Source organism: Citrobacter sp. Cb031, assembly GCF_030336725.1.
GTDB lineage: Bacteria > Pseudomonadota > Gammaproteobacteria > Enterobacterales > Enterobacteriaceae > Citrobacter > Citrobacter braakii.
In genome coordinates this window covers 636,042-661,408 of the sequence record NZ_JAOWDA010000034.1, presented here as the reverse complement: position 1 = coordinate 661,408, position 25,367 = coordinate 636,042, and the positions used below count along the sequence as shown (strand labels likewise).

The window sequence follows — 25,367 nt, the reverse complement described above, 5'->3', positions numbered from 1 at the left end:
GTTTACAGTGAGCAGGGTTCGCTTTTCCAGACGCGAGTGTTCAGACGGTAATAAGGTATCCGCATGGCAGATACCTTCTTGATTACTCGGCAAGGAATTCACTGTAGCGGCTGATATCCACGTTCCCGCCGCTGATGATAATGCCGATTTTCTTGCCGCGAAGTTCAGCTTTGCGCGCTTTGGCGGCGGCAAAACCCAGACAGCCAGTCGGCTCCACGACAATTTTCATTCGCTCAGCGATAAATTTCATCGAGGCGACTAATTCATCGTCTGAGACAGTCAGAATATCGTGCACATTTCGCTGGATAATCGGAAACGTAATATTCCCGAGATGTTGGGTCTGAGCACCGTCAGCAATGGTTTTCGGCGTATCGATATGAACAATCTTTCCGCTGCGAAACGATTGTTGACCATCGTTTCCTGCCTCCGGCTCGACACCATAGATGATGCAGTCAGGTGACAGATGTCTGGCTGCCAGTGAGGAGCCCGAAAGCAGGCCGCCACCGCCCAGACACACGAAAAGAACGTCTAGCTGACCCACTTCTTCAATCAGCTCTTTTGTGGCGGTACCCTGGCCCGCAATCACGTGCGGATGGTCGTATGGCGGGATCAGCGTCAATCCTTGTTTCTCTGCCAGCTCCCGTCCGATTTTTTCACGATCTTCGGTATAGCGATCGTAAATCACCACATTTCCACCATAGCCTTTTGTGGCTGCAACTTTAGCCGCCGGGGCATCATGCGGCATGATAATCGTCGCCGGGATCCCCAACAATTTTGCCGACAAGGCAATGGCCTGCGCATGGTTGCCGGACGAAAAGGTGACGACGCCCGCAGCGCGTTGTTCTGGCGTGAACTGGCGTAACGCATTCATGGCTCCGCGAAATTTAAACGCGCCCATTCTCTGGAAGTTTTCGCACTTGAAGAAAACTTCAGCACCAAATTCGTCATTAACCGTTCGGGAGGTCATCACCGGCGTTTTGTTGGCATAGTCGGCGATGCGCTCTGCCGCGGCGGCAACATCGTTATAATCAGGCAGTGTCATCTCAGTCATTGTTGTTCACCTGTATGTCGTTAAACGTCATGCTTGTGGGGCCAGGGCTATAGCTTCAACTTCCAGCGCGAAACCATAATGAAGTTCTGCAACGCCCGCTACCGCGCGGGAGGGCCGGAAATCACCGATCCACTCCCCATAGATTTTGTTAAACGTTGGCCATTGGTTGATATCTGTCACATAGACGCGTACTGACACCAGGTGCTGTCGAGAAACCCCAGCGCCAGCCAGGCAGGCATCAATATTCTGCAGTACCAGCCGCGTCTGCTCTTCAAAAGAGGCATCCGTTTTTTTTTCGCCATCACTTGTGACCGGCAACTGACCAGAAATGAAGACGAATCCGCCAGCCGTTGTACTGTGTGAGTAATGACCTGCAGGCGGAAAACCTCCTGCAGATGAGTTCAATGTAATGTCCACGGACATAAGAGAATCTCCTGTAGTTAGTGGTAATTCATTTTGTATAAAATAATACTTTTTGTATTATTTTATACGCTTTCAAACCGCGTTCGGCTAGTGATAGTTTTCACAGATGATGATTTTGTGAACTATGGCAAACGTGATGACCCACGTTATATAGCTATCCTGGCGCGGTGAAAGAGGGGGAACGCTTTTGATGAGGGTAAAGCTGGGGAGTGAAGAAGCGCCCCGGGGCGGGGCGTTAAAGCCAAAAATTAGCCGATATGGCCGTGGTTAATCTTACTTAACGGTTCATTGATATCGAAGATTTTGCACGTCACGTCATCCACACCCAGGTGCTTCAGGCGGGCCGTGTGTTTTTTGATATAGGCCAGAGCGCTGTCTTCATCCTGAAACAGGTAGATGCCACCCGCTTCGTGGTTTGCTGCGTTCTCGGTCCAGATTTTCCAGATGAAACCCGGTTCCTGGTTGATGGATTCTGCCAGTTCAACAAGCTGATGTGACATCTCAGCGCCAAACGGACCAGGAAAATCAAAGTGTATCTGCACGAGTTTGTTTGCCATAAATCCTCCATGGATTGGTTAATTCGGGTAAGGCTGCTAGCGTAACAGCACTTTACCCGTCAGATAAGTTACTGCTTGTCCACCAATATAAACACGCGTTCCTGTCAGTTGGCAGCGTAAATCGCCGCCGCGTTCAGAGACCTGGCGCGCCAGCATCTTCGTTTTATTCAGTTTTGCAGCCCAGTAAGGAATCAGCATGCTATGCGTCGAACCTGTAACCGGGTCTTCTGCGACTGCTTCACCCGGGCAGAAGAAACGGCTGACGAAATCGTATTCCCCGTCACCCGGCGCGGTGATACATACCATTTTCCCGAGGGGAATCATGGCGTGGATATTCGGGCGCACAGCCTCAACCTGCTGTTGATTCTCCATCACGACCATGTAATCGCGCGCGACGCGCACTTCTTTATATTCGGTGATGCCCAATGTTTCCAGCAATAAGGCGGGCGGTTCGGCAGGTTCGCTTTGCCAGGCAGGAAAATCAAGCGTCAGCCAATCACCGCTGCGCGTGACCGTCAGTGGCCCCACAAAACGGGTGGCAAAATGAATGGTCGCTTCCGGGTAATCCAGATGTTCAAAGATGACATGTGCGGCGGCAAGCGTGGCATGCCCACACAGATTAATTTCGCCTTGCGTGGTAAACCAACGCAGCTCGAAGCCATTCTCACTAGCGACAAAAAAAGCGGTTTCCGACTGGTTATGCTGCTGCGACATTTTTAATAATATTTCATCGGGCAACCAGTCATCGAGCGGGCATACTGCTGCGGCATTACCGCCAAACGTCGTAGTGGTAAAGGCATCTACCATGTAGAAATCGATTTGTTGCACGGTGTAACCCTCTCATCGCACTCAGGATATCCCACACTCTATCATGCAATGATTGTCATTGGTTAAGCGCCCTGATTCGCTAGTGTGGTAAAAATTCGCTATCATCCGTTTCCACACTTCATCCTGGCCGCTCATGTCTACGATCCTTGATACCTTTATTGCCCCGCCTTGTCATGAGGAGATAGCGATCCTCTATCAGGACGAGCATCTGGTGCTTATCAATAAACCCACCGGACTGCTTAGCTTGTCGGGGAAAAACCCGCAGAATTTCGATTCGGTACATCACCGGCTGGTACAAATTTATCCCGGCTGTACGCTGGTACATCGGCTTGATTTTGGGACGTCAGGGCTGATGGTGATTGCCCGTAACAAGGCTATCAACGCCGCGCTTTGCCAGCAATTCAGTCAGCGCGCGGTAAGCAAGGTGTATAGTGCGTTGTTGTGCGGGCATCTGAAAAACGATGAAGGCGTTATAGACGCAGCGATTGCCAAGGATCCGGCGCTGTTTCCACTGATGTCGATTTGCGCCATTAACGGTAAACCCGCGCGCTCGCGCTATCAGGTTATTGAGCGTTTTCATCATCGCCAGCAAGATGGGACATTACTCGCTTTGACGCGGGTACGGCTGACACCTGAAACCGGGCGTACCCACCAGTTGCGGATCCACTGTCAGCAGTTGGGGCATCCCATTTTGGGGTGCGATTTATATGGTGGGCGTCTGCTGCCAGGCACCGAACGGACGTCGAGACTGATGCTGCATGCCAGTGAACTGCATTTCAGGCATCCGGTCAGTCAGGAATGGATGACGGCCCAAAACGCCAGCCCGTTTTGAGGATATAAAAAAGCCGCCAGATGGCGGCTATTTGGGGATTATCGTGCAGCGCGTTGTAAAATAACCGCTGACGGCTGGCGCTGCAGAAAACGCATCCGCAACATCATCAACACTGCCGCAGAGGTCAGGCCGATAATAAAGCCCATCCAGAATCCTGCCGGTCCCATCCGGTCAACCACCAGATCGGTCAGCGCCAGAATATAGCCGCTCGGCAGACCCAGTACCCAGTATGCCGTAAAGGTAATAAAGAAAATGGAACGCGTATCTTTATAACCACGTAGGATACCGCTGCCAATAACCTGGATAGAGTCCGATATTTGATACACCGCGGCCAGTAACATGAGCTGCGCTGCCAGAGCGACAACTTCCGGGTTATTGTTGTAGAGCAGGGCAATGTGCTCACGGAATGTCACGGTGAAAATCGCCGTCACAACCGCCATGCAGACGCCGACGCCCAGACCTGTTCTGGCTGCGGTTTGCGCATCCAGCGTGGAACCCTGGCCCAGACGATAACCGACTCGAATGGTGACGGCTGCAGCCAGAGACATCGGCAGGACGAACATTAACGAGCTGAAGTTGAGCGCGATCTGGTGTCCGGCCACGTCGACAATCCCCAGCGGGGAAACCAGCAGCGCCACCACAGCAAACAGCGTCACTTCGAAAAATAACGCCAGCGCGATAGGTAAACCCAGCTGTACCAGACGCTTCATTACGGCGGTGTCCGGTTTCTGGAAACCACGCTCATTACGGATATCACGCATCGAGCGTGCGCGTTTAACGTATGACAGCATGGCGATAAACATCACCCAGTAAACCGCCGCCGTTGCCACGCCGCAGCCCACGCCGCCTAGCTCCGGCATGCCAAAATGCCCATAAATGAAAACATAGTTAACCGGAATGTTCACCAGCAGGCCGAGAAATCCCATCACCATCGCCGGTTTGGTTTTGGCCAGACCTTCACACTGGTTACGGGCTACCTGGAAGAACAAATACCCCGGCGCGCCCCACAGCAACGCACGCAGGTAGCCGACGGCTTTATCCGCCAGCGCCGGGTCGATGTTATGCATGGAGCGAATAATGTATCCCGCGTTCCAGAGCACGATCATAATCAGAATGGAGACGCTGCCCGCCAGCCAGAAACCCTGGCGTATTTGATGGGCGATACGATCGCGGCGCCCTGAACCATTGAGTTGCGCAATCACTGGCGTCAAGGCCAGCAGCAGTCCGTGACCAAACAAAATGGCCGGCAACCAAATAGATGTGCCAATGGCGACGGCCGCCATGTCCGTGGCGCTGTATCCGCCCGCCATGACGGTATCAACGAATCCCATTGCGGTTTGAGCGATTTGCGCAAGAATCACCGGAATTGCCAGAGCTAATAACTGACGCGCTTCACTTACATACTTTTGCACGTGTACACCACTATATTGTTGTTATTTGAGAGACTAAAAAAGCCGCCTTATATGGCAGCAAGGAGAAAAAGCAGGGGAAATTTCAGTCTATTGTAGCGAGGAATACGTAATTCTCCAGTGAAAAAACAGGCAGTAGCGGCGCATTGCTGGCAACCTGAATTTCCACCTGCTATTGTGCTGTGCAGAGATGTCTTAATTCAGTTCAGGAGTTAGAAGTATGTTTACGGGTATTGTGCAGGGCACCGCGAAATTGGTGTCCATTGATGAAAAACCAAATTTTCGTACGCATGTTGTGGAGTTACCTGAATATATGTTGGATGCGCTGGAGACCGGCGCATCGGTTGCCCACAATGGGTGCTGCCTGACGGTAACCGAAATCAACGGTAACCAGATAAGCTTTGATCTGATGAAAGAAACGCTGCGTATCACCAATCTGGGTGACCTGAAGGTTGGGGATTTGGTCAACGTTGAGCGTGCGGCAAAATTCAGTGATGAAATTGGCGGACATTTAATGTCGGGCCATATTATGACGACCGCCGAAGTGTCGAAAATTCTGACCTCGGAGAACAACCGCCAGGTGTGGTTTAAAGTTCAGGATCCGTCGCTGATGAAATACATCTTGTACAAAGGATTTATCGGAATTGATGGCATCAGTCTGACGGTCGGTGAGGTGACACCGACGCGTTTCTGTGTGCATTTGATCCCGGAAACGCTGGAACGTACGACACTGGGTAAGAAAAAGTTAGGCGCGCGGGTCAATATCGAAATCGATCCTCAAACCCAGGCGGTGGTTGATACCGTTGAGCGCGTACTGGCGGCGCGTGAAAGCGCCATCAGTAACGTAACGGGTGAGGCGGGAGCCTAAGCCAGAGTGTAAAACCCCCGTTGGCACGGGGGTGATAACGATTAGCGGGGAACGCGCAGGCCGTGTTCAACGCCGCGGGAAAAAACCACCTGCCACAGCTGGATGTCGCGAGCACGAAACGCACCGGCGCAGGCGTTCAGGTAATAGCTGAACATCCGTTTAAAGCGTTCGGTATAGTTATCGGCGATTTCAGGCCAGGATCTCATGAAACGCTCGTGCCAGGCCATCAACGTTGTATCGTAATCCGCGCCAAAATTATGCCAGTCTTCCATCACAAAATGCGGCTCGCTGGCGTTGGCAATCTGGCGAACTGACGGTAAACAGCCGTTCGGGAAGATATATTTATTGATCCACGGATCAACGTTATTGTCGGTCTTTTTAGAGCCGATGCTATGCAGCAAAAAGAGGCCGTCGGGTTTTAAATTACGATCAACCACTTCAAAATAAGTCGCGTAGTTCTTCGGCCCCACATGCTCAAACATGCCGACAGAGACAATGCGATCAAATTTGTCGTTCAGGTCGCGATAATCCTGCAGCAAAATTGTGACATCCAGCCCCGCACAACGCGCCTGCGCCATTTTCTGCTGTTCTGCCGAAACGGTCACGCCCACCACGCTAACGCCATATTGTGACGCCATAAACTGGGATAAGCCGCCCCAGCCGCAGCCAATATCGAGCACCCGCATGCCTGGCTTCAACTGCAGTTTTTCGGCAATCATTTTTAGCTTCGCCTGTTGGGCAGATTCCAGGGTATCGGCATCTTTCCAGTAGGCGCAGGAATACTGCATATAAGGGTCCAGCATGCGGGTAAAGAGATCGTTGCCCAAATCGTAGTGTTCTTTGCCGACGACCCACGCACGTTTTTTGGTCTGTAAATTGAACAGGCGAGCAGTGGCGATACGGAGCGTATCTTTAAAGTGGCGGGGGAGTTGGTTTTCAAGACCGGCGCGCAGGACTTTACAAAAAAACATGTCCAGCCGGTCGCATTCCCACCAGCCATCCATATAACTTTCGCCCAACCCTAACGATCCTTCCTGCAGTACGCGTTTGAAAAAATCGGGGTTCGTTACGCGAATATCTGCCGGTGCCGGACCATTAATGGTAATACCTGCACGGCTTAATAATTCATTGGTGATGCGGTACCAGTCATCATCCGGTACGCTGACGTCTTCTATACACGATGAACTCATAGCTTCTCCATCACTGGTCGGTGATCAGAACCTTAAAATAGCGTAGACGCTTTTTTGGGCTTTGTGAGAACTCTCACGGAATTAATCCGCGAATCTATAATCCGACGTAGAACAGAGGAAGGGAGGAACCCTTGCCGAAAAGACCATCCATGGGAAAACGGGAACGTTCTTGTCCCCGTTAACACATAACAATTATCGTTTTTTTAACAACCGGAAATCAGTATAGGCCTGAATTTTTGACGATTCAACCAATAAATATTAGCAGGCTAATCAATTATCAAAGGTGATTACTAGTGAGACTCACCGTGGGCAATTTGCGCCCGATCATCTGTGTGCGGGGCGTTAGCCTTCTGCGACTGCATTTTGTAACCCGCGGCCGCCAGCAGCACCGTTGTCAGCATCACGCTGGTGGTGGTGAGCAGCGGGGTGGCGATCAACCAGGAAACCACAAGGCTTGCCAGGAAGCATAAACCCAGTTGCAGAGTGTTCTGCAATGCCGCTGCGCGTCCCGTAGCCTGTGGGAAAGGACGTAACGCCTGAGCCACAACAATTGGGTAGATTGCTCCATTGGCAATCGCCATAACGCAGAATGGGATGAGGATTTCAGCCAGCGCAACATGGTGAATAAAGCCGGTTGCCCAGGTGGCCACTACGCTAAAGGCATACAGAATGAGTAACCAGGGCAGCAACTGACGGCCCTGCCATTTTTGCAGCGCAGCGCGGCAGCCGTAACCACCAATTAAGAAAGCGATGGTTTGTGGAACATAGCTCAGGCCAATCACCGCCGGACTGTAGCCCATTTCGCTGAGGATGAACGGGGAACCCGTCAGCCACGCGAAGAAGCTCGCGGAGCAGGCGGCATAAATCAGCACGTTTCCGCGGTAAACTTTTGAGCGCAACAGGGTAGCGAAAGTCAGTTTATCCTGGCTGTCGTCGCGTGCTTTAGCTGTTGGTTTTAAGCGCAGAGCCGGAAGCATCAGGATTAGAGTAATGGCAAACAGGGTGGCGAAAATGGCCTGCCAGGAAAAATGTACCAGGATCCAACTGCCTAATAACGGCGCTAATGCCGGGGATAACCCGACCAATGGCATAATGGTGGCAAAGATGCGGTTTACTTTTTGTGAAGGATAATAATCGGTGACCAGCGCCTGCCAGATAACCGATGCCGCACAAACGCCAACGGCCTGAACAAAGCGCAGTACCAGCAGACCGGTGGCATTTTCAACCCACAGCATGCCCAAACTGCCCAGCGCGAAGATGGATAAACCCAGCAGCAAAACAGGCTTGCGACCATAGTGGTCAGAGAGCGGCCCCCACAGAAGTTGCGCGACGGCAAAACCCGCTAAGAATAAGCTAAGACTGGCGCTGACGGCAGATGCAGGCGTCTGCAGATCGGACTGAATTGCTGCAAAGGCGGGCAGATACATATCCGTTGCCAGAAAGCCGAGTACGCTAAGACCCGCCAGCCAGACTAAAAATCCTTTCCCAGGTTGCATCATCATTTCTCTTTTTTTAGCAGTAGAACAATGCCGCTGAGTGTAGTGAGTGTAATTCTTGCTGTGAAACGCTAATATTTGCTTACTGATTTCAAATTTTTTGTAGGCAGAATATGTGGTCGGAATATTCACTTGAAGTTGTGGATGCGGTTGCGCGTAACGGTAGCTTTAGTTCGGCCGCGCAGGAGTTGCACCGCGTACCCTCGGCGGTAAGCTACACCGTGCGTCAACTGGAAGAGTGGCTGGCGGTGCCGCTTTTTGAGCGACGCCATCGGGACGTGGAATTGACGCCTGCCGGTGCATGGTTTCTCAAGGAAGGCCGCTCTGTTATCAAAAAAATGCAGATCACCCGCCAGCAATGTCAGCAAATTGCCAACGGCTGGCGCGGGCAGTTGGCGATCGCGGTAGATAATATTGTCCGCCCGGATCGTACCCGACAGATGATCGTGGATTTCTATCGTCATTTTGATGATGTGGAGCTGCTGGTTTTCCAGGAGGTGTTTAACGGTGTCTGGGATGCGCTGTCCGATGGGCGCGTTGAGCTGGCAATCGGCGCCACGCAAGCGATTCCGGTGGGGGGGCGCTATACCTTCCGCGACATGGGAATGCTGAGCTGGAGCTGCGTGGTGGCAAGCCATCATCCGTTGGCGTCAATGCCCGGACCGCTAAGCGACGACACGTTGCGCAACTGGCCGTCGCTGGTGCGTGAAGACACGTCGCGTACGCTTCCTAAGCGTATTACCTGGCTGCTGGATAACCAAAAGCGCGTCGTGGTGCCTGACTGGGAATCTTCTGCGACCTGTTTATCGGCAGGTTTGTGCGTGGGCATGGTACCGACGCATTTTGCCAAACCGTGGATTGATAGCGGCAAATGGGTCGCTCTGCAGCTGGAGAATCCATTTCCTGATGCCGCATGCTGCCTGACATGGCAACAGAACGATACGTCGCCGGCATTGAGCTGGCTGCTGGACTATTTAGGGGATAGTGAAACGCTGAATAAGGAATGGCTGCGGGAGCCCGATGAGGCTCCCGCACAACTGTCTTAACGACGGTAATCGCGGAACGGGCCGTCGGCAACGGAGCGGCGTTCTACCAGGCGCGGATGAACCTCGATAGACTGCGACTCTTCACGTTTATTCACGATACGGTCTAACAGCATGTTGAAGGCCGTTTCCCCCAGTGAATCTTTAGGCTGGTGAATGGTCGTCAGAGCCGGCGTGAAGAAGCGGGCGTTGCGCACGTTGTCGTAACCGATGAGCGAAACATCCTGCGGTACGCGCAGTCCCATCTCGTCAGCGGCGCACAGCGCACCCATCGCCATGATATCGCCACCGCAGAAGACGGCGGTCGGACGATGTGACTGTGACAGAATTTGCTGCATGGCGCGATAGCCGGATTCAGGCTCAAAATCGCCCTGCACAATCCAGTTTTCAGGAACTTTAATCAGCGCTTCTTCCATCGCTTTCATAAAGCCTGCCAGACGCCCGGCTCCGGTATTACGCTCCATTGGGCCTGGGATCACGCCAATCTCACGATGACCGCGTTCTACCAGATACCGACCCGCCATGTAACCGCCTTCGAAGGCGTTATCAATGACCGTATCGGTAAAGTCGGCTTTAGCTTCGCCCCAGTCCATGACGACCATCGGAATATGGCGGTACTCTTCGAGCATCGAAAGCAGCGACTCCGGATACTCAGAACACATCACCAGCAGACCATCAACGCGCTTTTGCGCCATCATTGACAGATAAGCCTGCTGTTTTTCGAGGCTGTTCCATGCGTTACCCAGAATCAGGGTATAGCCTTTCTGGAAACAGTTTTTCTCAACGGCTTCGATAATTTCAGCGAAATAGGCCGCTTCGCTGCTGGTGGCCAGCAAGCCAATAGACTTGGTGTGATTCACCTTCAGGCTGCGCGCCACGGCGCTCGGAGAATAGTGCAGCTCTTTGATCGCCGCCCAGACAGCATTACGCGTTTCTTCCGCGACAAAGCGCGTTTTGTTAATTACGTGTGATACGGTTGTAGTGGAAACGTTTGCTCGCTTCGCTACATCTTTAATTGTTGCCATTACATCTCACTCCAGACCATATCCTAAGCTCCTGAGAATACTCCAGGTAAACGTTTGCCTTAACACACCCTTAGCGCAACGTAAGGGTTGCGGCACGCCGGGAAAACGACACGGAACGTCAGGAAGGGGTCAATGGCCGGTACGCTAATCAAGTAAGCGTGGAATTTTGTCTGATCTTAACGAAAAGGGGAAGAGTTAAAAGCAGTTATCAATATAAATCGTGAGAGATTTTTGCTTTCAAGTGTGTAAAAATGCGCAATATCACTTTTTGTGTGGGAATAAAAAGGAGAAAACTTGATGAGCACCGATCTGAAATTTTCGTTAGTGACTACCATTATTGTTCTGGGTTTGATCGTCGCGGGTGGCCTGACCGCAGCGCTGCATTGATTTCCCCCGAGGGAGTTCGCTCTCCCTCATCCTTTCCGCTTGCCTTTCCCGTCGATTGTTTGCGAATAAGCAAAAGTCTTTTGCAATTTTGTTAACTTTATTAATTTTGCGATCAATGTCATGCTTTTGACTCTTATTTTATGTCGCGCCCCGGCTCGACGTTACGGAGTCGAAATATGAAACTCAATTATCCTTTACTGGCGCTGGCGATCGGCGCGTTTGGCATTGGCACCACTGAATTTTCGCCAATGGGATTATTGCCCGTCATTGCCAAAGGTGTGGATGTCTCGATTCCCGCGGCCGGAATGTTAATCAGCGCGTATGCGGTTGGGGTGATGGTGGGTGCTCCGCTGATGACATTACTGCTTTCCCATCGTGCGCGACGTAATGCGTTGATATTCCTGATGGCGATTTTCACGCTGGGCAACGTGCTTTCGGCTATTTCGCCGGATTACACCACCCTGATGTTATCGCGTATTTTGACCAGTCTGAACCATGGGGCATTTTTTGGTCTTGGCTCCGTTGTCGCTGCAAGCGTAGTACCCAAACATAAGCAGGCCAGCGCCGTGGCAACCATGTTTATGGGGTTGACCATTGCCAATATTGGCGGCGTTCCTGCGGCGACCTGGCTTGGTGAAACCATCGGTTGGCGTATGTCATTTATGGCAACCGCGGGTCTGGGCGTCATCGCCATGGTCAGCCTGTTCTTCTCATTACCCAAAGGTGGGGCGGGAGAGCGCCCGGATGTCCGTAGCGAACTGGCGGTACTTATGCGTCCGCAGGTGCTGTCGGCGCTGCTGACGACCGTTCTGGGAGCCGGGGCGATGTTCACGCTTTATACCTATATCTCACCAGTGTTACATACGATCACACATGCCACACCGGCGTTTGTGACCGGTATGCTGGTGCTGATTGGCGTTGGCTTCTCTATCGGTAACTATCTTGGTGGCAAACTGGCTGACCGTTCCGTCAACGGTACGCTGAAAGGCTTTTTACTGCTGCTGATGGTTATTATGCTGGCCATTCCTTTCCTGGCGCGTAATGAGCTGGGTGCGGCAGTCAGTATGGTGGTCTGGGGGGCAGCGACGTTTGCGGTCGTTCCGCCGTTGCAGATGCGCGTGATGCGTGTTGCCAGCGAAGCGCCTGGATTATCATCGTCAGTCAACATTGGCGCCTTTAATCTGGGGAATGCTCTGGGTGCCGCAGCCGGTGGGGCGGTGATTTCCGGTGGGTTGGGCTATAGCTTTGTTCCGGTGATGGGGGCAATTGTGGCAGGACTTGCGCTGCTGCTGGTCTTTATCTCGGCGCGCAAACAGCCTGAAGAGGCTTTCACTACCGCGAATTAATGCTAAAACGCAGAAGGGTTCTCCTTCTGCGTCATCTTTTTTATGCTGCGAAGTTCTTCGCAACAAATTCCCAGTTCACCAGCGCCCAGAAGTTTTCCAGGTAGCCAGGACGGGCATTGCGATAATCGATGTAGTAGGCGTGTTCCCATACGTCAACGGTCATCAGCGGCGTCGCGTCGGTGGTCAGCGGTGTACCTGCATTGGAGGTGGAAACGATAGCCAGTTTGCCATCCGTTCCTTTTACCAGCCAGGTCCAGCCAGAACCGAAGTTTTTAATAGCGGCATCAGTGAACTGCGCTTTGAAATCCGCAAAGCTGCCAAAGGAGGCGGCAATTGCTTCGGCCAGTTTACCGGTAGGTTCGCCACCTGCGTTCGGTGCCAGGCAGTTCCAGTAGAACGTGTGGTTCCATACCTGTGCTGCGTTATTGAATACACCGCCTTCAGAGCTACGTACGATCTCTTCCAGTGATTTGCCTTCAAACGCCGTGCCTTTAATCAGGTTGTTCAGATTAGTCACGTAAGTTTGATGGTGTTTGCCATAGTGATATTCCAGCGTTTCGGCAGAAATGTGCGGTGCCAGAGCATCTTTGGCATACGGTAATGCAGGTAATTCAAACGACATTGCTTCTCTCCTTATTATTTATATTGAGTACACACAATAGCCTCATTGTGAGTAAGGATAGGGTAGCAAATTGAAAGGTTATGCAAAAGAAGAACTTACCCTACAGCATGTACTGTAGGGTAAGTTTTTAACGAATTGTTTTTGGCGTCATTACCCGACGAGCGCCCACATAGTGGCGCTGCCAGTAATCTTCACTCAGAGAGGTGATTTGAATTTCCTGGCCGCTGCGCGGTGACTGAATAAACTTACCGTTGCCAACATAAACGCCAACATGATCGGCAGTTCCACGCCCCTGGGTACGGAAAAATACCAGATCGCCATTTTTCAGTTCGCCACGTTCAATCGGCGCGGCATCGCGCAGATGATACATTTCGTTCGCAGTGCGTGGAATGCGGAATTTCACCAGATCTTTATAGGCGTAATAGACCAGACCGCTGCAGTCAAACCCGGTTCTTGGTGAGGTGCCGCCCCAGCGATAAGGCTTGCCGATTTGGTTCATCAGCGTGGACATGGCGGTTTTAGTGGCTTTCTGCACTTTCACTTTATGCGCGTCAGCCAGCGTCGTTGGTGCGGTGGTTTTCACTTTTACACAGCGCGGCTTATGGCCTTTGCGCGGCGTGCATTTTTCAGTCCAGGTAACGGCAGCGGTTTGTGCTGCGGTGTTTTTACCACGACGGTTTACTGTTTTAGTCGACTTTGCCGGAGCGGCAGTACGATGTTTAGAAGAGGAAGCGGTTTTGGTGCTGGTTTTGCTGGTGGTTTTTGTCGCCGTTTTTTTGCTGGTCTTTGTTGTTTTTTGGCTGGTTGTTGCGCTTTTCTTTTTATCTACCGTTTTGATGGTGTGGGAATGGGTAGGTGTCGTCCTGGCCTGCTTGGAAGCATGAGCCATGGGCGTAAAGGGCAGTGTAGTAAAAAGTAAAGCACAGAGCGTGATCGAGATTCGGTTTATCCGCGCCACTGAGCAATCCTCTGGTAAGGCAGGTCTATCATGCCTGCGTGTGATTTTCAAAACTTGATGATTCTAATCTATAGAAAGAGGGAAAGTTAATAGCTTTTTTGTTTAAAACTACGTTTCGTAACCGACCGCAAAAAAAATCAGCAATTAAAGTTGGCGTTGGTGAACGAATAATCAAATCCACAGGCTTTAAAGGGATAAGTGAGATTGTGAATGCAACTTTTGGCGTCAGGGGATAAAATAATAACGCGTAATGAAAATGTTATTTTCCGTTGCCTGTCTGACCCGCTACAATGTCAGACTACTGCCGTAAAAGAAGTTTAAGGAAGCAAGATAATGAGCACCACTATCGAAAAAATCCAGCGCCAGATCGCTGAAAACCCGATTCTCCTGTACATGAAAGGTTCCCCTAAACTGCCAAGCTGCGGTTTCTCCGCTCAGGCTGTGCAGGCGCTGTCCGCCTGTGGTGAACGCTTTGCTTATGTTGATATTCTGCAGAACCCGGATATTCGCGCCGAGCTGCCGAAATACGCAAATTGGCCAACCTTCCCGCAGCTGTGGGTTGATGGCGAGCTGGTTGGCGGCTGTGACATTTTGATCGAAATGTACCAGCGCGGTGAGTTGCAGCAGCTGATTAAAGAAACAGCGGCGAAATACAAAACCGAAGAGCCGGACGCTGAATAATATCAGCGTAAATAAAAAAGCGACCTCGTGATGGTCGCTTTTTTTATCGGTCCGTTATGCCTCTTCAGGCATGGGAAGAGGCCAGCCGCCGAGACGTTTCCAGCGGTTAACAATTTCGCAAAACAGCACGGCCGTCCGTTCGGTGTCATACAGCGCCGAGTGCGCCTGAGTCCCGTCAAATTCCATTCCCGCCGCCAGGCACGCTTTCGACAACACAGTTTGCCCCAGAGACAGGCCGCTTAAGGCTGCAGTATCAAAGGTGACGAACGGATGAAATGGATTACGTTTGAGCGAGGCGCGTTCTGCAGCGGCCATCATAAAACTGTGGTCGAACGTAGCGTTATGCGCCACCATGATCGCCCGATTGCAGCCGCTGTCTTTAATCCCTTTACGCACCATTTTAAAGATGGCATGCAGAGCGTCATATTCGCTGACCGCGCCGCGTAGCGGATTGTTAGGGTCAATTCCGTTAAAGGCGAGGGCTTCCGGCTGCAAATTCGCGCCTTCAAATGGCTCTACGTGGAAATGTAACGTCGTGTCCGGCATCAGCCAGCCTTGTTCATCCATTTTCAGTGTGATGGCTGCGATCTCAAGCAGCGCATCGGTTTTGGCATTGAACCCTGCGGTTTCGACATCAATGACGACAGGATAAAAACCACGAAAACGGTCACACAGACCGGAAAGTTGAGCGTTATCGGACATCTGGGTCTCTTAATACGGGAAAATTGCAGCGCGTATTATGGCAAAATGATGAGTATAAAACTACGGGCACAGACGATCTGCGCCCGTGGGGAGGTTAGTCGCCCAGGCCGCGCCCGGCGTCTTTCTCTTCGATCAGTTCAATTTTGTAACCGTCTGGATCTTCAACGAACGCGATTACGGTGGTGCCGCCTTTTACCGGACCGGCTTCACGCGTGACGTTACCGCCATTCTGACGAATACGTTCACAGGCTTCGGCTGCGTTGTCTACGCTCAGGGCGATATGACCGTAGGCAGTGCCCAGCTCATACTTGTCGACACCCCAGTTATAGGTCAGTTCGATCACGGCTTCGCTGGTTTCAGGGCCGTAGCCGACAAAGGCCAGGGAGTATTTGTATTCAGGGTTTTCGCTGGTACGCAGCAGCTTCATGCCCAGCACGTTGGTATAAAACTCGATGGAACGCTGCAGGTTACCCACGCGCAGCATGGTATGAAGTAAACGCATCTTTTTCCCCTTCGAAAATGGCTAATACATTCAAAATGTTGTTTTAGTATAGCGGCGTTGTTACGCCGCTATCAATGGCAGAACGGAGTTTGTGACGTTAGAGGGTAGGATAATCGGTGTAACCTTCCGCGCCGCCGCCGTAGAAGCTTTCGGCACGTTGCGGATTCAGCTCCGCTTTACGCTGCAGGCGCGCAACCAGATCCGGGTTAGCGATATAGGCGCGACCAAAAGCAACGGCGTCGATCAGGCCCTTCTCGATCAGTGCTTCTGCTTTTTCAGGTGTGTAGGCACCCGCACCAATGATCGGACCGTGGAAACGTGCACGAACTTTTTCGCGAAACGCATCGGAATACGGCTCGCCGCCAGCCCAGTCCGGCTCAGACATATGCAGGTAAGCGATTCCGCGCTTGCCCAGTTGTTCAATCAGATACAGCGCATCGGCTTCTTCGTTCGGGCCGTTGTCAACGTTCTGGAATGAGCCAATCGGGGAGACGCGAATACCGATGCGATCTGCACCCCATTCTTTAATACCGGCATCGACAACTTCCAGCACCAGACGTGCACGATTTTCGACGCTGCCGCCGTATTGATCGGTACGCTGGTTAGACGTTGGCGACAGGAACTGGTGCAGCAGATAGCCGTGAGCGGAGTGCAGTTCAACCATGTCGAAACCCGCTTCGCGCGCGTTGGCAATCGCCTGACGGAAGTCATTAACGATGCCGGGAATTTCTTCCGTTTCCAGCGCACGCGGCATTGAGGTATCCGCACGCGTTGCCAGACCATTTTCATCACGAAGCGAGGTCCGGGTACCGGCGCTAATTGCGGAAGGTGCGACCGGTGCCTGACCGTTGGGCTGCAGACTGGCGTGAGAGATGCGCCCGGTATGCCACAACTGGACCGCAATATGACCTTGCTCCGCATGTACGGCAGCGGTGATTTTTTTCCATGCGGCAATTTGCGCTTCGCTGTGTAAGCCGGGGGCCCCCGCATAACCTTTCGCCTGCGCGGAAATCTGTGTAGCTTCACTGATGATAAGACCCGCGCTGGCGCGTTGACGGTAATACTCGGCCATCAGCGGAGTAGGGATGTCGCCAGGCTCAATGCTGCGCAGACGCGTCAGTGGCGCCATGAATACGCGGTTTGCTGCCGTAATAGCACCCACTTTCAGTGGGGAAAAAAGTTTTTCAGATGACATATGGCACTCCTGAATAGACCGGTCGTCTAGTAATAAAAGAAATAAAAACGCCTGTTAAACGGCAGGCGTAGTAATGATGGTTTTAACGTGCGCCAGCGCATTTTCCAGCGGGGTGGCGCTACGAGAAATCTTGGCCTGCAGGTTGGCGCCCAGCCACAGCGCATACAATACCTGCGCCTGTTGTAACGGCTCGCCAACAAAGGACAGACAATGATTTGCCTGACCTTTCTCCAGCGCCTGCGCTAACAGCGCAATAATGTGCCGCGCGCCTTTATCCATCGCCGTGCGCATATCTTCTGACAGATCGCACACTTCGGCAGACAGTTTTACGGTTAAACAACCGCTGATAATGCCGTGCTGGCTAAACTGGTTCAGAGTTTCCTGATAGTAGGCCAGAATACGGTCGCGATAGTTTCCTGCCCCCGTATCAAAGTGCGTAGCCAGTCGCTGATGATAGGCCGCATAGTGGCGTTCCAGCATCGCAACACCGAACGCTTCTTTAGAGCGAAAATAGTGATAAAACGAACCTTTGGGGACTTCAGCGGTTTTCAGTAGTTCGCTTAAGCCCATACCGGTGAAGCCGCGCTGCATACATAGCAGTTCGCCAGTCGCCAGCAGATGTTCGCGTGTATCGTGTTCAGTGATTTTGTTCATGGGAAGGAGTGTAATAGACCAGTCGGTCTAATGCAATAGCGCTTGCGAGAAATTCAGTTAACGTCTTCAATAGGTATATCAATCTTACTAAAGGAGGGGATGTGGCCGAACAGCTGGAGTTTTTCCCCGTCCAGAGCCCATGCCGTGGAATATGTCAGTCTGACGAGCGCGGTTTTTGCCGCGGCTGTTTTCGCAGTCGGGATGAGCGTTTTAACTGGCAAAAGATGAGCGATGCCGAAAAGCAGGAAGTGTTACGGCTTTGTCGTCAGCGCCTGATGCGTAAATTACGAGCAAACAAAGCCAACCCTTCGGAAGAACCGCAACAACCTTCACTCTTTTAAAAGCGTAATTGCGTATACTCGATGCACATTCACTTATAAGGAAGCTGCTATGGTTCAGCGTATTACTATTGCGCCGCAAGGTCCGGAATTTTCTCGCTTTGTAATGGGGTATTGGCGCCTGATGGACTGGAATATGTCCGCGCGCCAGCTAGTCAGCTTTATTGAAGAACATCTGGATCTGGGCGTTACCACCGTCGATCACGCCGATATTTACGGCGGATACCAGTGTGAAGCGGCGTTTGGTGAGGCACTGAAGCTGGCCCCGCATCTGCGTGAAAAAATGCAGATTGTTACCAAGTGCGGGATCGCCACGACGGCGCGCACGGAAAATGCGCTGGGTCATTACATCACCGACAGCGCGCATATCATTGCCAGTGCGGAAGCATCGTTGAAGTTACTGGCGACCGATCATATTGATTTGCTGCTCATCCACCGTCCCGATCCGCTCATGGATGCGGACGACGTCGCTGACGCGTTCAAAAAATTGCACCATAGCGGAAAAGTGCGTCACTTTGGCGTATCTAACTTCACCCCGGCACAGTTCTCACTGCTGCAATCGCGTCTGCCGTTCACGCTGGCGACTAACCAGGTTGAGATCTCACCGGTACATCAGCCGCTCCTGCTGGATGGTACTTTAGATCAACTGCAACAACTGCGCATTCGTCCGATGGCCTGGTCCTGCCTCGGCGGTGGTCGTCTGTTTAATGACGATGCGTTCCAGCCATTACGTAATGAACTTGCCACAATCGCAGAAGAGTTAAACGCGCAGTCCATTGAGCAGGTGGTGTACGCCTGGATTTTACGTCTGCCGTCTCAGCCGTTGCCGATTATTGGCTCAGGGAAGATAGAGCGCGTACGCGCTGCCGTTGAGTCTGAGTCATTGAACATGTCTCGCCAGCAGTGGTTCCGTATTCGCAAAGCCGCGCTGGGTTACGACGTACCGTAATCGCGTTTTTGACGCTTCTCCGTTCAAATTTGTGTCACTGGTTTACACTTATCAATCAGACACCTTTCGGACGGAGGTCTTATGAAGCGTTTGAGTTTGGCCATTATTACTCTACTCGCCTGTGCAGGTGCGCAGGCTGCAAGTGAAGAAAAAGTGACGATGAATCTGGTAACGTCGCAAGGCGTCGGCCAGGCGATTGGTACGGTCACTATTGCTGAAACCGGGAAAGGGCTGGAGTTTACGCCCGATCTGAAAGCGCTGCCGCCGGGTGAACATGGCTTCCATGTCCATGCGAATGGCAGTTGCCAACCGGCGATTAAAGAAGGAAAAGCCTCAGCCGCGGAATCGGCTGGAGGCCATTATGATCCGCACCAAACCGGCAAGCACGAAGGCCCGGAAGGCGCAGGCCACATGGGCGACCTGCCGCTGCTGGTGGTGAATAACGACGGTAACGCCACAACACCGGTCATTGCGCCGCGGCTGAAAACGCTCGATGAGGTTAAAGGCAAAGCGCTGATGATCCATGTCGGTGGCGATAATATGTCCGATCAACCAAAACCGCTTGGCGGTGGTGGCGCGCGCTACGCCTGTGGCGTTATCAAATAATCAATTGCCTAGCGTACCCGGCGGAGGCGCCTGTTCGAGCTGAGAAAGCGAGCAGTGTAGTCGCCAGATAAGCGCCGACAGTTCTTGCGCCGCAGGTTGATGATGGTGGGCGAGCGTGTCGCAAATACGCTGTAGCTCACTCAGCGTGGCATTCAGCGGCCGTTGCTGAACGCCGCGCTCACTCATTACGTCGCGAAGCAGCGAAATACACACGTCTCTGACGCGAGCCAGAGGATCTGAACGCACCTCCCAGGTGCGCAGTTGCCACACCACGTGCGAGCAGTTCAGCAAGACAACCCCCCAACGCAATAGCCAGCGTCGCGCCAGTGCATCCTGACTGTTGCTGAGTTGGCTGACGTGATGATAGGTCAGCGACTCAAATTCGTTTTCACTGAGCGAGGGATGTCGGCTGAGCTGATCGACAAAATCCCGGCGCAGGGCGCGAATATGGCGGCGACCTTTCCGCGCATCCGATCCGGGCCGCAGAATGGCGAATGCCAGCCACGATAGCGCCACGCCGGTGATTTTCGCCATATTGTCATTCAGGAAATCAGCAAAATCATAAACCGGTGGATTAGTCACCGCGATAAACGATCCCATAAACACGATTAGCTGTCCCCAAAGACCCGCCAGCGCGGGCATTTGCAGCTTCAGGAGTTGCATGGTAGCGAATAGCGGGAAGAGAAACAGAATAAATTGCCAGAGGTCAGAGATTTGCACCATCAGGCCAAACTTAACCACAAAGCTAAACAGCGACAGCAGAACCAGCGTGCGCATCAGCAAAGAAAGCGACTTAAACGGCGTGGCTACGGCGGAATAGAGCACGCTGCTGATGGCCGCGAGCGTTAGTGCGCCAGAGCCTGATTCCCATTGCGCGCCAATGCTCCATGCGCCGATAAGCATCAGGGTACAGAACGTACGCAATCCGCTCCAGAGGGCTTCCGCATTATCGGTATGACGGGCAAGTCCTGGCGTGCGGGCGATAGTAATACGCTCGGCGGTAACGCCATTTTCCAGTAAATGCAGATAATGACTGCTGCGTAAGTACAGCCGACAAAAATAACGCAGTCGTTGCCAGAAGGCAACGTGCCGATAGTCGCGCGCATCGAGAGGACGCAAGGGGGCGATAATACGCGCGACGGTGTAGGTGTCGGTATTGGATTTGACCAGCTCGCTGAGCAGTTGTTCGATGATTTGCCGGGTATTAGCCGGGGGAGTGGGCCAGTTCAGTAGCATCCTGCGCAGACTGGATATCACGCTGGTCATACGTAACTGCTGATGCAACAGCGAATTGAGCAACGCATTTTGACGGCGAAAACGGTAGTGACTCCAGAACGCCTGAATACGCAGCAGGTTCATGGTCAAAATCTGACCAATAACACCTTCATGAGCTGTGCGAATCGCATCTGTTGTCTCCGGTTGCCAGAGTAAGCTGGCATGCTCCAGTAAACGCGAATGCATGTTTTTCAGCGCGGTAAGCAATGTGGTGCCATCGGAGGTGCTGGGCAGGATCATCATCATCATGCCGCCGCACAGGATACCGACGATGACCTCGCATACGCGGGCCTGAGCGATATCCCACAACTGCGTAATCTCTATGGTATTGACCATGGGAAAAGCAATGATCGCCGCCGTATAACCGGCCAGTTGAAAGGCATAGGCGACGTTATTGGTGAAATGCGCGCATGCCCAGGTACAAAAACCGATCCACACTGACATGCTCAGCAAAAACAACCACGGCTCATTGAGGGTATGACCGGCAATAATCAACGCGGCGGTGGCGCCCAGTAAGCTACCCGCAACACGACCCAGACTTTTGCTGATAACCCCGCCGACGGTGGGAAAGCTGACCACTGCCGCCGAGGTCATCGCCCAGTAGGGCTCATCCAGATTCAGGTAATAGGCGAACGTTAACGCCAGACACATCGCAATGGTATTTCGCAACGCATAACGCCACTGCGCTACCGTGGCTTTAAACCACGGCCAATGGCCTGGCATCAGGTGGGACAGTTTCATTTACGCTGGCCGATAGACACGCTGCAGGTCGTACCAGAAACCAGAGTGACATCCTGCGGCAGAGCGTCGAATTCGATGCGGACCGGAACGCGTTGGGCCAGACGCACCCACGGCACATTGGGTTTGATGTCGGGAATCAGGCCGGAATCGCTTTCCACACTTTGGTCGTAGATGGCGCGACCAATACTGGATACGTGACCCTGTAACTTTATGTTGCCGCTGTAGAGCGTGATAACCGCAGGTGCACCTTCACGAATGTGGCGCAACTTGGTTTCTTCAAAATACCCCATCACATAGAAAGAGTGGCTGTCGACAAGGGCAAACAGGGGCTTACCGGTTGAGGCGTAGTCTCCAGTACGAGTTGAAAGGTTGGTGACCCAGCCCGCTACGGGCGCTTTGACCACCGTCTGTGTCAGTTGCCACTGTGCCTGGCGCAGACTGGCCTCGGCTGCTTCAACGCTGGCCTGCATGGCTTTCACGTTGAGGTTAGCAGTATCCAGATCTTCGGCTGAGATATAATTTTGCGATAAATGACGGCGGCGGTTGGCTTCGTTATTGGCTTTCGCCAGATCGGACTGTGCCTTCGCCAGCTGCGCTTGCGCATTCAGTTCAGCAATGTGAAACGGCGTCTTGTCGATGATAAAAAGGACATCGCCTTTGTTCACAAACTGGTTATCTTTTATATTGAGTTCGCTAATGCTGCCTGAGACCTGCGGCGTGATGCTGACCTGCTCAGCACGCACTTTGCCATCACGTGTCCAGGGCGATTGCATATAGTAATTCCACATCCACCATCCGGCGAAAACTGCGATGGCAGCGACTATAATGGTGGAGAAGTATTTAATGGTTTTAAGCGACATAATCACCACACAATCAGCATTACAAAGGCCAGACATACGCAAAGCGTAAAGAGTGACAGATCCATTAACAGGGGATGCCAGATTTCGCCGGAGTAAATCCAGTCGCGCAGGAGGCGATGAACAACCAGCCAGAGAATAAATCCTGCTACAAACGCCTTGAAAACAGGAGGGAAGTAGACAGATGCTCCGATCATTAAATCTTGTAGGGGCAATCCTGTTGCATTAAACATAAACTTCACGGGCAAAATCCTTGGCGGAAGAGAGCATTGCTATAGGTTTAGCAAAAAAGAGACAATGAGTCTCTGTAACGCATAATGTCTGAAAAAATGTCAGCCGGTAAGCAAATTTGGCAATACATTTGTTTTGGGAATACAAATGCTGCACACTATTCTAAAATCAGCATAATAACTTAGCAAGCTAATTATAAGGAGATGAAATTGGAATCGCCATTAGGTTCTGATCTGGCACGGTTGGTGCGCATTTGGCGTGCTCTGATTGACCATCGCCTGAAACCTCTGGAGTTGACGCAGACGCATTGGGTTACGCTGCACAACATTCATCAATTGCCGCCTGATCAATCGCAGATTCAGTTGGCTAAAGCGATTGGCATCGAGCAGCCTTCGTTGGTACGCACGCTTGACCAGTTGGAAGAAAAGGGACTCATTTCACGACAGACTTGCGCCAGCGATCGTCGGGCTAAGAGAATTAAACTGACAGAAAAAGCAGAGCCGCTGATTGCAGATATGGAAGCGGTTATCAACAAGACGCGTGGAGAAATTTTGGAAGGGATTTCAGCTGAGGAAATTGATCTGCTGATTAAACTGGTCGCCAGACTGGAACACAATATTATTGAACTACAGTCACAGGGCTGAAACGATAAGATGACGTGTGGCCAGAGCCTGACCACACGTGAATTCGATTAGCGTGGAGACACGGTAACCTGGCTGCCGTTGTTAGCCATAACAACGCGCTGGCCAGCTGAGAACTTGGTCGCACCCTGTTTCTGAACCACCATGATGGTATTACCGTCGTCCTTACGGATTTCCAGTTCTACACCCTGTGTTTTATTCATCGCACCTTGTACGCCTTGACCCGCTACGCCACCGGCAACTGCGCCAGCCGCCGTGGCTAATGAACGACCCGTACCGCCGCCGACGGTGTTACCCAGGAACCCGCCGAGTACCGCACCACCAATGGCGCCAATCACGTTTGCGTCATCGCCACCCTGGATTTGCACCGGACGAACATGAACAATTGTACCGTAGGTAACGTTCTGAACTTGTTTCGCTTCGGATGCGGTGTATACGTCGCCTGAAAGGCTATCATTGTTAACGCAGCCCGCCAAAGACACACCCATTAATGCAACAATCAGCACACGTTTAATCATTTACAAATCTCCTTTAACACCACGAAACGCTAATAAAGCACCCTTCATGGCTAAATTATATGGCACTTGTGAGCCTAAGGTCACATGTTCTACTGGAACAATATGAAAATCTTAACCGAAATCGGATATACCGAGTATAAACGAATCATTCATATAATTGATGTAATAAAGCGTCCATTGTAATGATTAGCCCTCAAAAATCATTAAGGAAGCATGGCATTAGTCGGCACTTTATGGTTGAGTGTCAAGGCTAATTTGCTTAAAAGGATGACATATGAAATCGGGCCGTTTTATCGGTGTAATGTCTGGAACCAGCCTTGATGGTGTCGATGTTGTGCTGGCGACAATAGATGAAACGATGGTTGCGCAACAGGCGAGTCTGACCTGGCCTATCCCTCTCCATATAAAGCAGGCGATCCTGGATATCTGCCAGGGGCAGCAGCTTACGCTATCGCAGTTTGGCCAACTTGACGCACAGCTCGGTTATCTGTTTGCCGAGGCGGTGAATGCGCTGTTGGCACAGGAAAAATTGAAACCGCAGGAGATCGTTGCGATTGGCTGTCATGGGCAAACCGTGTGGCATGAACCGACGGGGATCGCGCCGCACACGCTGCAAATTGGCGACAACAATCAAATCGTCGCGCGTACCGGGATAACGGTGATCGGCGATTTTCGTCGCCGCGATATCGCTCTCGGCGGGCAGGGCGCGCCGTTGGTTCCCGCTTTTCATCAGGCGCTGTTGGCTCATCCAACGGAGCGGCGGATGGTGCTAAACATCGGCGGAATTGCCAATCTGTCTCTGCTTATCCCACAGCAACCCGTTCGCGGTTACGACACCGGGCCGGGCAATATGCTGATGGATGCCTGGATCTGGCGGCAATGCGGCCAACCCTACGACAAAGATGCGCAGTGGGCCACATCGGGAACGGTGATCCTGCCTTTACTGCAAAATATGCTTAACGATCCTTATTTTTCTGCGCCTGCGCCGAAAAGCACTGGCCGCGAGTATTTCAATTATGGCTGGATAGAACGTCATATGGCGCAGTTCCCGGGAATAAGCCCGCGGGATGTGCAGGCGACGCTTGCCGAACTGACGGCCGTGACCATTTCCGAGCAGGTCTTGCTAAGCGGAGGCTGTGAACGGCTAATGGTATGCGGCGGCGGCAGCCGTAATCCACTGCTGATGATGCGTCTGGCGGCGTTATTGCCAGGGACAGAGGTCACCTCAACCGATGAGGCTGGGATCAGCGGCGATGACATGGAGGCCCTTGCTTTTGCCTGGCTGGCGTGGCGAACGCTGGCGGGATTACCGGGAAATCTGCCTTCCGTGACCGGCGCATCAGAACCGAGCGTTTTAGGGGCGATTTATCCCGCTAACCCACGAACTCAGAGTTAACTGAAATTATTCAGCGCCATATGTCGATAAACTAGGGATATTAGGG

The 25,367-nt window shown here is 52.2% G+C and carries 28 protein-coding genes and 1 pseudogene; 11 read left to right on the top strand and 18 right to left on the bottom strand.

Annotated features, from left to right (window positions below):
- Positions 1 to 82: 82 nt before the first annotated feature.
- The 4 genes from OGV93_RS19625 to OGV93_RS19610 form a co-directional block, all read right to left on the bottom strand.
- Entirely contained in the window at positions 83 to 1,051 is a 969-nt protein-coding gene (locus OGV93_RS19625; RefSeq protein WP_287110021.1) for a threo-3-hydroxy-L-aspartate ammonia-lyase, read from the bottom strand.
- A gap of 27 nt (positions 1,052 to 1,078) precedes the next feature.
- Positions 1,079 to 1,474 (bottom strand): RidA family protein, encoded by a 396-nt coding sequence (locus OGV93_RS19620; RefSeq protein ID WP_016156419.1) that lies wholly within the window; start codon positions 1,472 to 1,474, stop codon positions 1,079 to 1,081.
- A gap of 248 nt (positions 1,475 to 1,722) precedes the next feature.
- On the bottom strand, positions 1,723 to 2,031 hold the full coding sequence (locus OGV93_RS19615) for a monooxygenase (protein ID WP_019076722.1): 309 nt from the start codon (positions 2,029 to 2,031) through the stop codon (positions 1,723 to 1,725).
- Positions 2,032 to 2,067: 36 nt separating this feature from the next.
- Positions 2,068 to 2,859 carry a PhzF family phenazine biosynthesis protein gene (locus OGV93_RS19610; RefSeq protein ID WP_053389110.1) on the bottom strand — a complete coding sequence of 264 codons (792 nt, stop codon included), beginning with the start codon at positions 2,857 to 2,859 and terminating at the stop codon, positions 2,068 to 2,070.
- Between the two features lie 133 nt (positions 2,860 to 2,992).
- Between OGV93_RS19610 and OGV93_RS19605 the strand changes: the two genes are divergently transcribed.
- Positions 2,993 to 3,691, top strand: coding sequence for an RluA family pseudouridine synthase (locus OGV93_RS19605; protein WP_047358440.1), 699 nt, complete (start codon positions 2,993 to 2,995; stop codon positions 3,689 to 3,691).
- 38 nt (positions 3,692 to 3,729) lie between these two features.
- Here the strand turns inward: OGV93_RS19605 and mdtK are convergent, their stop codons facing one another.
- Complete coding sequence (mdtK, locus tag OGV93_RS19600; protein WP_016152981.1) at positions 3,730 to 5,103, bottom strand: multidrug efflux MATE transporter MdtK; 1,374 nt, start codon at positions 5,101 to 5,103, stop codon at positions 3,730 to 3,732.
- 217 nt (positions 5,104 to 5,320) lie between these two features.
- On the opposite strand from mdtK, the gene OGV93_RS19595 reads away from it, so the two are divergent.
- Positions 5,321 to 5,968 (top strand): riboflavin synthase, encoded by a 648-nt coding sequence (locus OGV93_RS19595; protein WP_016152982.1) that lies wholly within the window; start codon positions 5,321 to 5,323, stop codon positions 5,966 to 5,968.
- Positions 5,969 to 6,009: 41 nt separating this feature from the next.
- Here OGV93_RS19595 and cfa read toward each other — a convergent pair whose 3' ends face one another.
- Together cfa and punC are read right to left on the bottom strand one after the other, a co-directional pair.
- Positions 6,010 to 7,158 carry a cyclopropane fatty acyl phospholipid synthase gene (cfa, locus tag OGV93_RS19590; protein ID WP_016152983.1) on the bottom strand — a complete coding sequence of 383 codons (1,149 nt, stop codon included), beginning with the start codon at positions 7,156 to 7,158 and terminating at the stop codon, positions 6,010 to 6,012.
- Positions 7,159 to 7,448: 290 nt separating this feature from the next.
- On the bottom strand, positions 7,449 to 8,654 hold the full coding sequence (gene punC, locus OGV93_RS19585; RefSeq protein ID WP_016156423.1) for a purine nucleoside transporter PunC: 1,206 nt from the start codon (positions 8,652 to 8,654) through the stop codon (positions 7,449 to 7,451).
- Between the two features lie 113 nt (positions 8,655 to 8,767).
- On the opposite strand from punC, the gene punR reads away from it, so the two are divergent.
- Complete coding sequence (punR, locus tag OGV93_RS19580) at positions 8,768 to 9,700, top strand: DNA-binding transcriptional activator PunR (RefSeq protein WP_080858749.1); 933 nt, start codon at positions 8,768 to 8,770, stop codon at positions 9,698 to 9,700.
- Here punR and purR read toward each other — a convergent pair.
- Positions 9,697 to 10,722, bottom strand: coding sequence for an HTH-type transcriptional repressor PurR (purR, locus tag OGV93_RS19575; RefSeq protein WP_003832757.1), 1,026 nt, complete (start codon positions 10,720 to 10,722; stop codon positions 9,697 to 9,699). The genes punR and purR overlap by 4 nt on opposite strands.
- Positions 10,723 to 11,019: 297 nt before the next feature.
- Between purR and cydH the strand changes: the two genes are divergently transcribed.
- The gene (gene cydH / locus OGV93_RS19570) at positions 11,020 to 11,109 is read left to right on the top strand and encodes a cytochrome bd-I accessory subunit CydH (RefSeq protein ID WP_003029209.1); all 90 of its coding nucleotides are present in this window, start codon (positions 11,020 to 11,022) and stop codon (positions 11,107 to 11,109) included.
- Between the two features lie 176 nt (positions 11,110 to 11,285).
- Positions 11,286 to 12,455, top strand: coding sequence for an MFS transporter (locus OGV93_RS19565; RefSeq protein ID WP_046276347.1), 1,170 nt, complete (start codon positions 11,286 to 11,288; stop codon positions 12,453 to 12,455).
- Between the two features lie 40 nt (positions 12,456 to 12,495).
- Here OGV93_RS19565 and sodB read toward each other — a convergent pair whose 3' ends face one another.
- Together sodB and OGV93_RS19555 are read right to left on the bottom strand one after the other, a co-directional pair.
- Positions 12,496 to 13,077 (bottom strand): superoxide dismutase [Fe], encoded by a 582-nt coding sequence (sodB, locus tag OGV93_RS19560; protein ID WP_016152988.1) that lies wholly within the window; start codon positions 13,075 to 13,077, stop codon positions 12,496 to 12,498.
- 127 nt (positions 13,078 to 13,204) lie between these two features.
- Positions 13,205 to 14,035: a C40 family peptidase gene (locus tag OGV93_RS19555; protein ID WP_047417633.1), complete on the bottom strand. Its 831-nt coding sequence runs from the start codon at positions 14,033 to 14,035 to the stop codon at positions 13,205 to 13,207.
- Between the two features lie 333 nt (positions 14,036 to 14,368).
- Between OGV93_RS19555 and grxD the strand changes: the two genes are divergently transcribed.
- On the top strand, positions 14,369 to 14,716 hold the full coding sequence (gene grxD, locus OGV93_RS19550) for a monothiol glutaredoxin 4 (protein WP_003832760.1): 348 nt from the start codon (positions 14,369 to 14,371) through the stop codon (positions 14,714 to 14,716).
- A 54-nt stretch (positions 14,717 to 14,770) separates the two neighbouring features.
- Here the strand turns inward: grxD and rnt are convergent, their stop codons facing one another.
- The 4 genes from rnt to OGV93_RS19530 form a co-directional block, all read right to left on the bottom strand.
- Positions 14,771 to 15,418 carry a ribonuclease T gene (gene rnt / locus OGV93_RS19545; RefSeq protein WP_131405887.1) on the bottom strand — a complete coding sequence of 216 codons (648 nt, stop codon included), beginning with the start codon at positions 15,416 to 15,418 and terminating at the stop codon, positions 14,771 to 14,773.
- A gap of 94 nt (positions 15,419 to 15,512) precedes the next feature.
- Positions 15,513 to 15,920 carry a lactoylglutathione lyase gene (gene gloA, locus OGV93_RS19540; protein WP_046276345.1) on the bottom strand — a complete coding sequence of 136 codons (408 nt, stop codon included), beginning with the start codon at positions 15,918 to 15,920 and terminating at the stop codon, positions 15,513 to 15,515.
- Between the two features lie 97 nt (positions 15,921 to 16,017).
- Entirely contained in the window at positions 16,018 to 17,115 is a 1,098-nt protein-coding gene (locus OGV93_RS19535) for an alkene reductase (RefSeq protein ID WP_003029197.1), read from the bottom strand.
- A 54-nt stretch (positions 17,116 to 17,169) separates the two neighbouring features.
- The gene (locus OGV93_RS19530; protein ID WP_016152991.1) at positions 17,170 to 17,769 is read right to left on the bottom strand and encodes a TetR/AcrR family transcriptional regulator; all 600 of its coding nucleotides are present in this window, start codon (positions 17,767 to 17,769) and stop codon (positions 17,170 to 17,172) included.
- Positions 17,770 to 17,870: 101 nt separating this feature from the next.
- On the opposite strand from OGV93_RS19530, the gene OGV93_RS19525 reads away from it, so the two are divergent.
- From OGV93_RS19525 to sodC, 3 genes are all read left to right on the top strand, one after another.
- Entirely contained in the window at positions 17,871 to 18,110 is a 240-nt protein-coding gene (locus tag OGV93_RS19525; RefSeq protein WP_016156428.1) for a DUF1289 domain-containing protein, read from the top strand.
- Between the two features lie 49 nt (positions 18,111 to 18,159).
- Positions 18,160 to 19,056 (top strand): aldo/keto reductase, encoded by an 897-nt coding sequence (locus OGV93_RS19520; RefSeq protein ID WP_016152993.1) that lies wholly within the window; start codon positions 18,160 to 18,162, stop codon positions 19,054 to 19,056.
- A gap of 81 nt (positions 19,057 to 19,137) precedes the next feature.
- Positions 19,138 to 19,662: a superoxide dismutase [Cu-Zn] SodC gene (gene sodC / locus OGV93_RS19515; RefSeq protein WP_016156429.1), complete on the top strand. Its 525-nt coding sequence runs from the start codon at positions 19,138 to 19,140 to the stop codon at positions 19,660 to 19,662.
- Here the strand turns inward: sodC and OGV93_RS19510 are convergent.
- The 3 genes and pseudogenes from OGV93_RS19510 to OGV93_RS19500 all read right to left on the bottom strand — a co-directional run bounded on the left by OGV93_RS19510 (position 19,638) and on the right by OGV93_RS19500 (position 22,777).
- Positions 19,638 to 21,678, bottom strand: a pseudogene (locus OGV93_RS19510) (FUSC family protein). The gene sodC and the pseudogene OGV93_RS19510 overlap by 25 nt on opposite strands.
- Positions 21,675 to 22,538: an efflux RND transporter periplasmic adaptor subunit gene (locus tag OGV93_RS19505; protein ID WP_016152996.1), complete on the bottom strand. Its 864-nt coding sequence runs from the start codon at positions 22,536 to 22,538 to the stop codon at positions 21,675 to 21,677. The pseudogene OGV93_RS19510 and the gene OGV93_RS19505 overlap by 4 nt, the downstream one beginning before the upstream one ends.
- Before the next feature lie 2 nt (positions 22,539 to 22,540).
- Entirely contained in the window at positions 22,541 to 22,777 is a 237-nt protein-coding gene (locus tag OGV93_RS19500; protein WP_016156432.1) for a DUF1656 domain-containing protein, read from the bottom strand.
- A 192-nt stretch (positions 22,778 to 22,969) separates the two neighbouring features.
- Here OGV93_RS19500 and slyA point away from each other — a divergent pair, with 192 nt between their 5' ends.
- Complete coding sequence (gene slyA, locus OGV93_RS19495; protein WP_019076732.1) at positions 22,970 to 23,410, top strand: transcriptional regulator SlyA; 441 nt, start codon at positions 22,970 to 22,972, stop codon at positions 23,408 to 23,410.
- Positions 23,411 to 23,457: 47 nt separating this feature from the next.
- On the opposite strand, the gene slyB is transcribed toward slyA, so the two are convergent.
- On the bottom strand, positions 23,458 to 23,925 hold the full coding sequence (slyB, locus tag OGV93_RS19490) for an outer membrane lipoprotein SlyB (RefSeq protein ID WP_046276343.1): 468 nt from the start codon (positions 23,923 to 23,925) through the stop codon (positions 23,458 to 23,460).
- A gap of 274 nt (positions 23,926 to 24,199) precedes the next feature.
- On the opposite strand from slyB, the gene anmK reads away from it, so the two are divergent.
- Positions 24,200 to 25,321 carry an anhydro-N-acetylmuramic acid kinase gene (anmK, locus tag OGV93_RS19485; protein WP_016152999.1) on the top strand — a complete coding sequence of 374 codons (1,122 nt, stop codon included), beginning with the start codon at positions 24,200 to 24,202 and terminating at the stop codon, positions 25,319 to 25,321.
- Positions 25,322 to 25,367 lie beyond the last annotated feature (46 nt).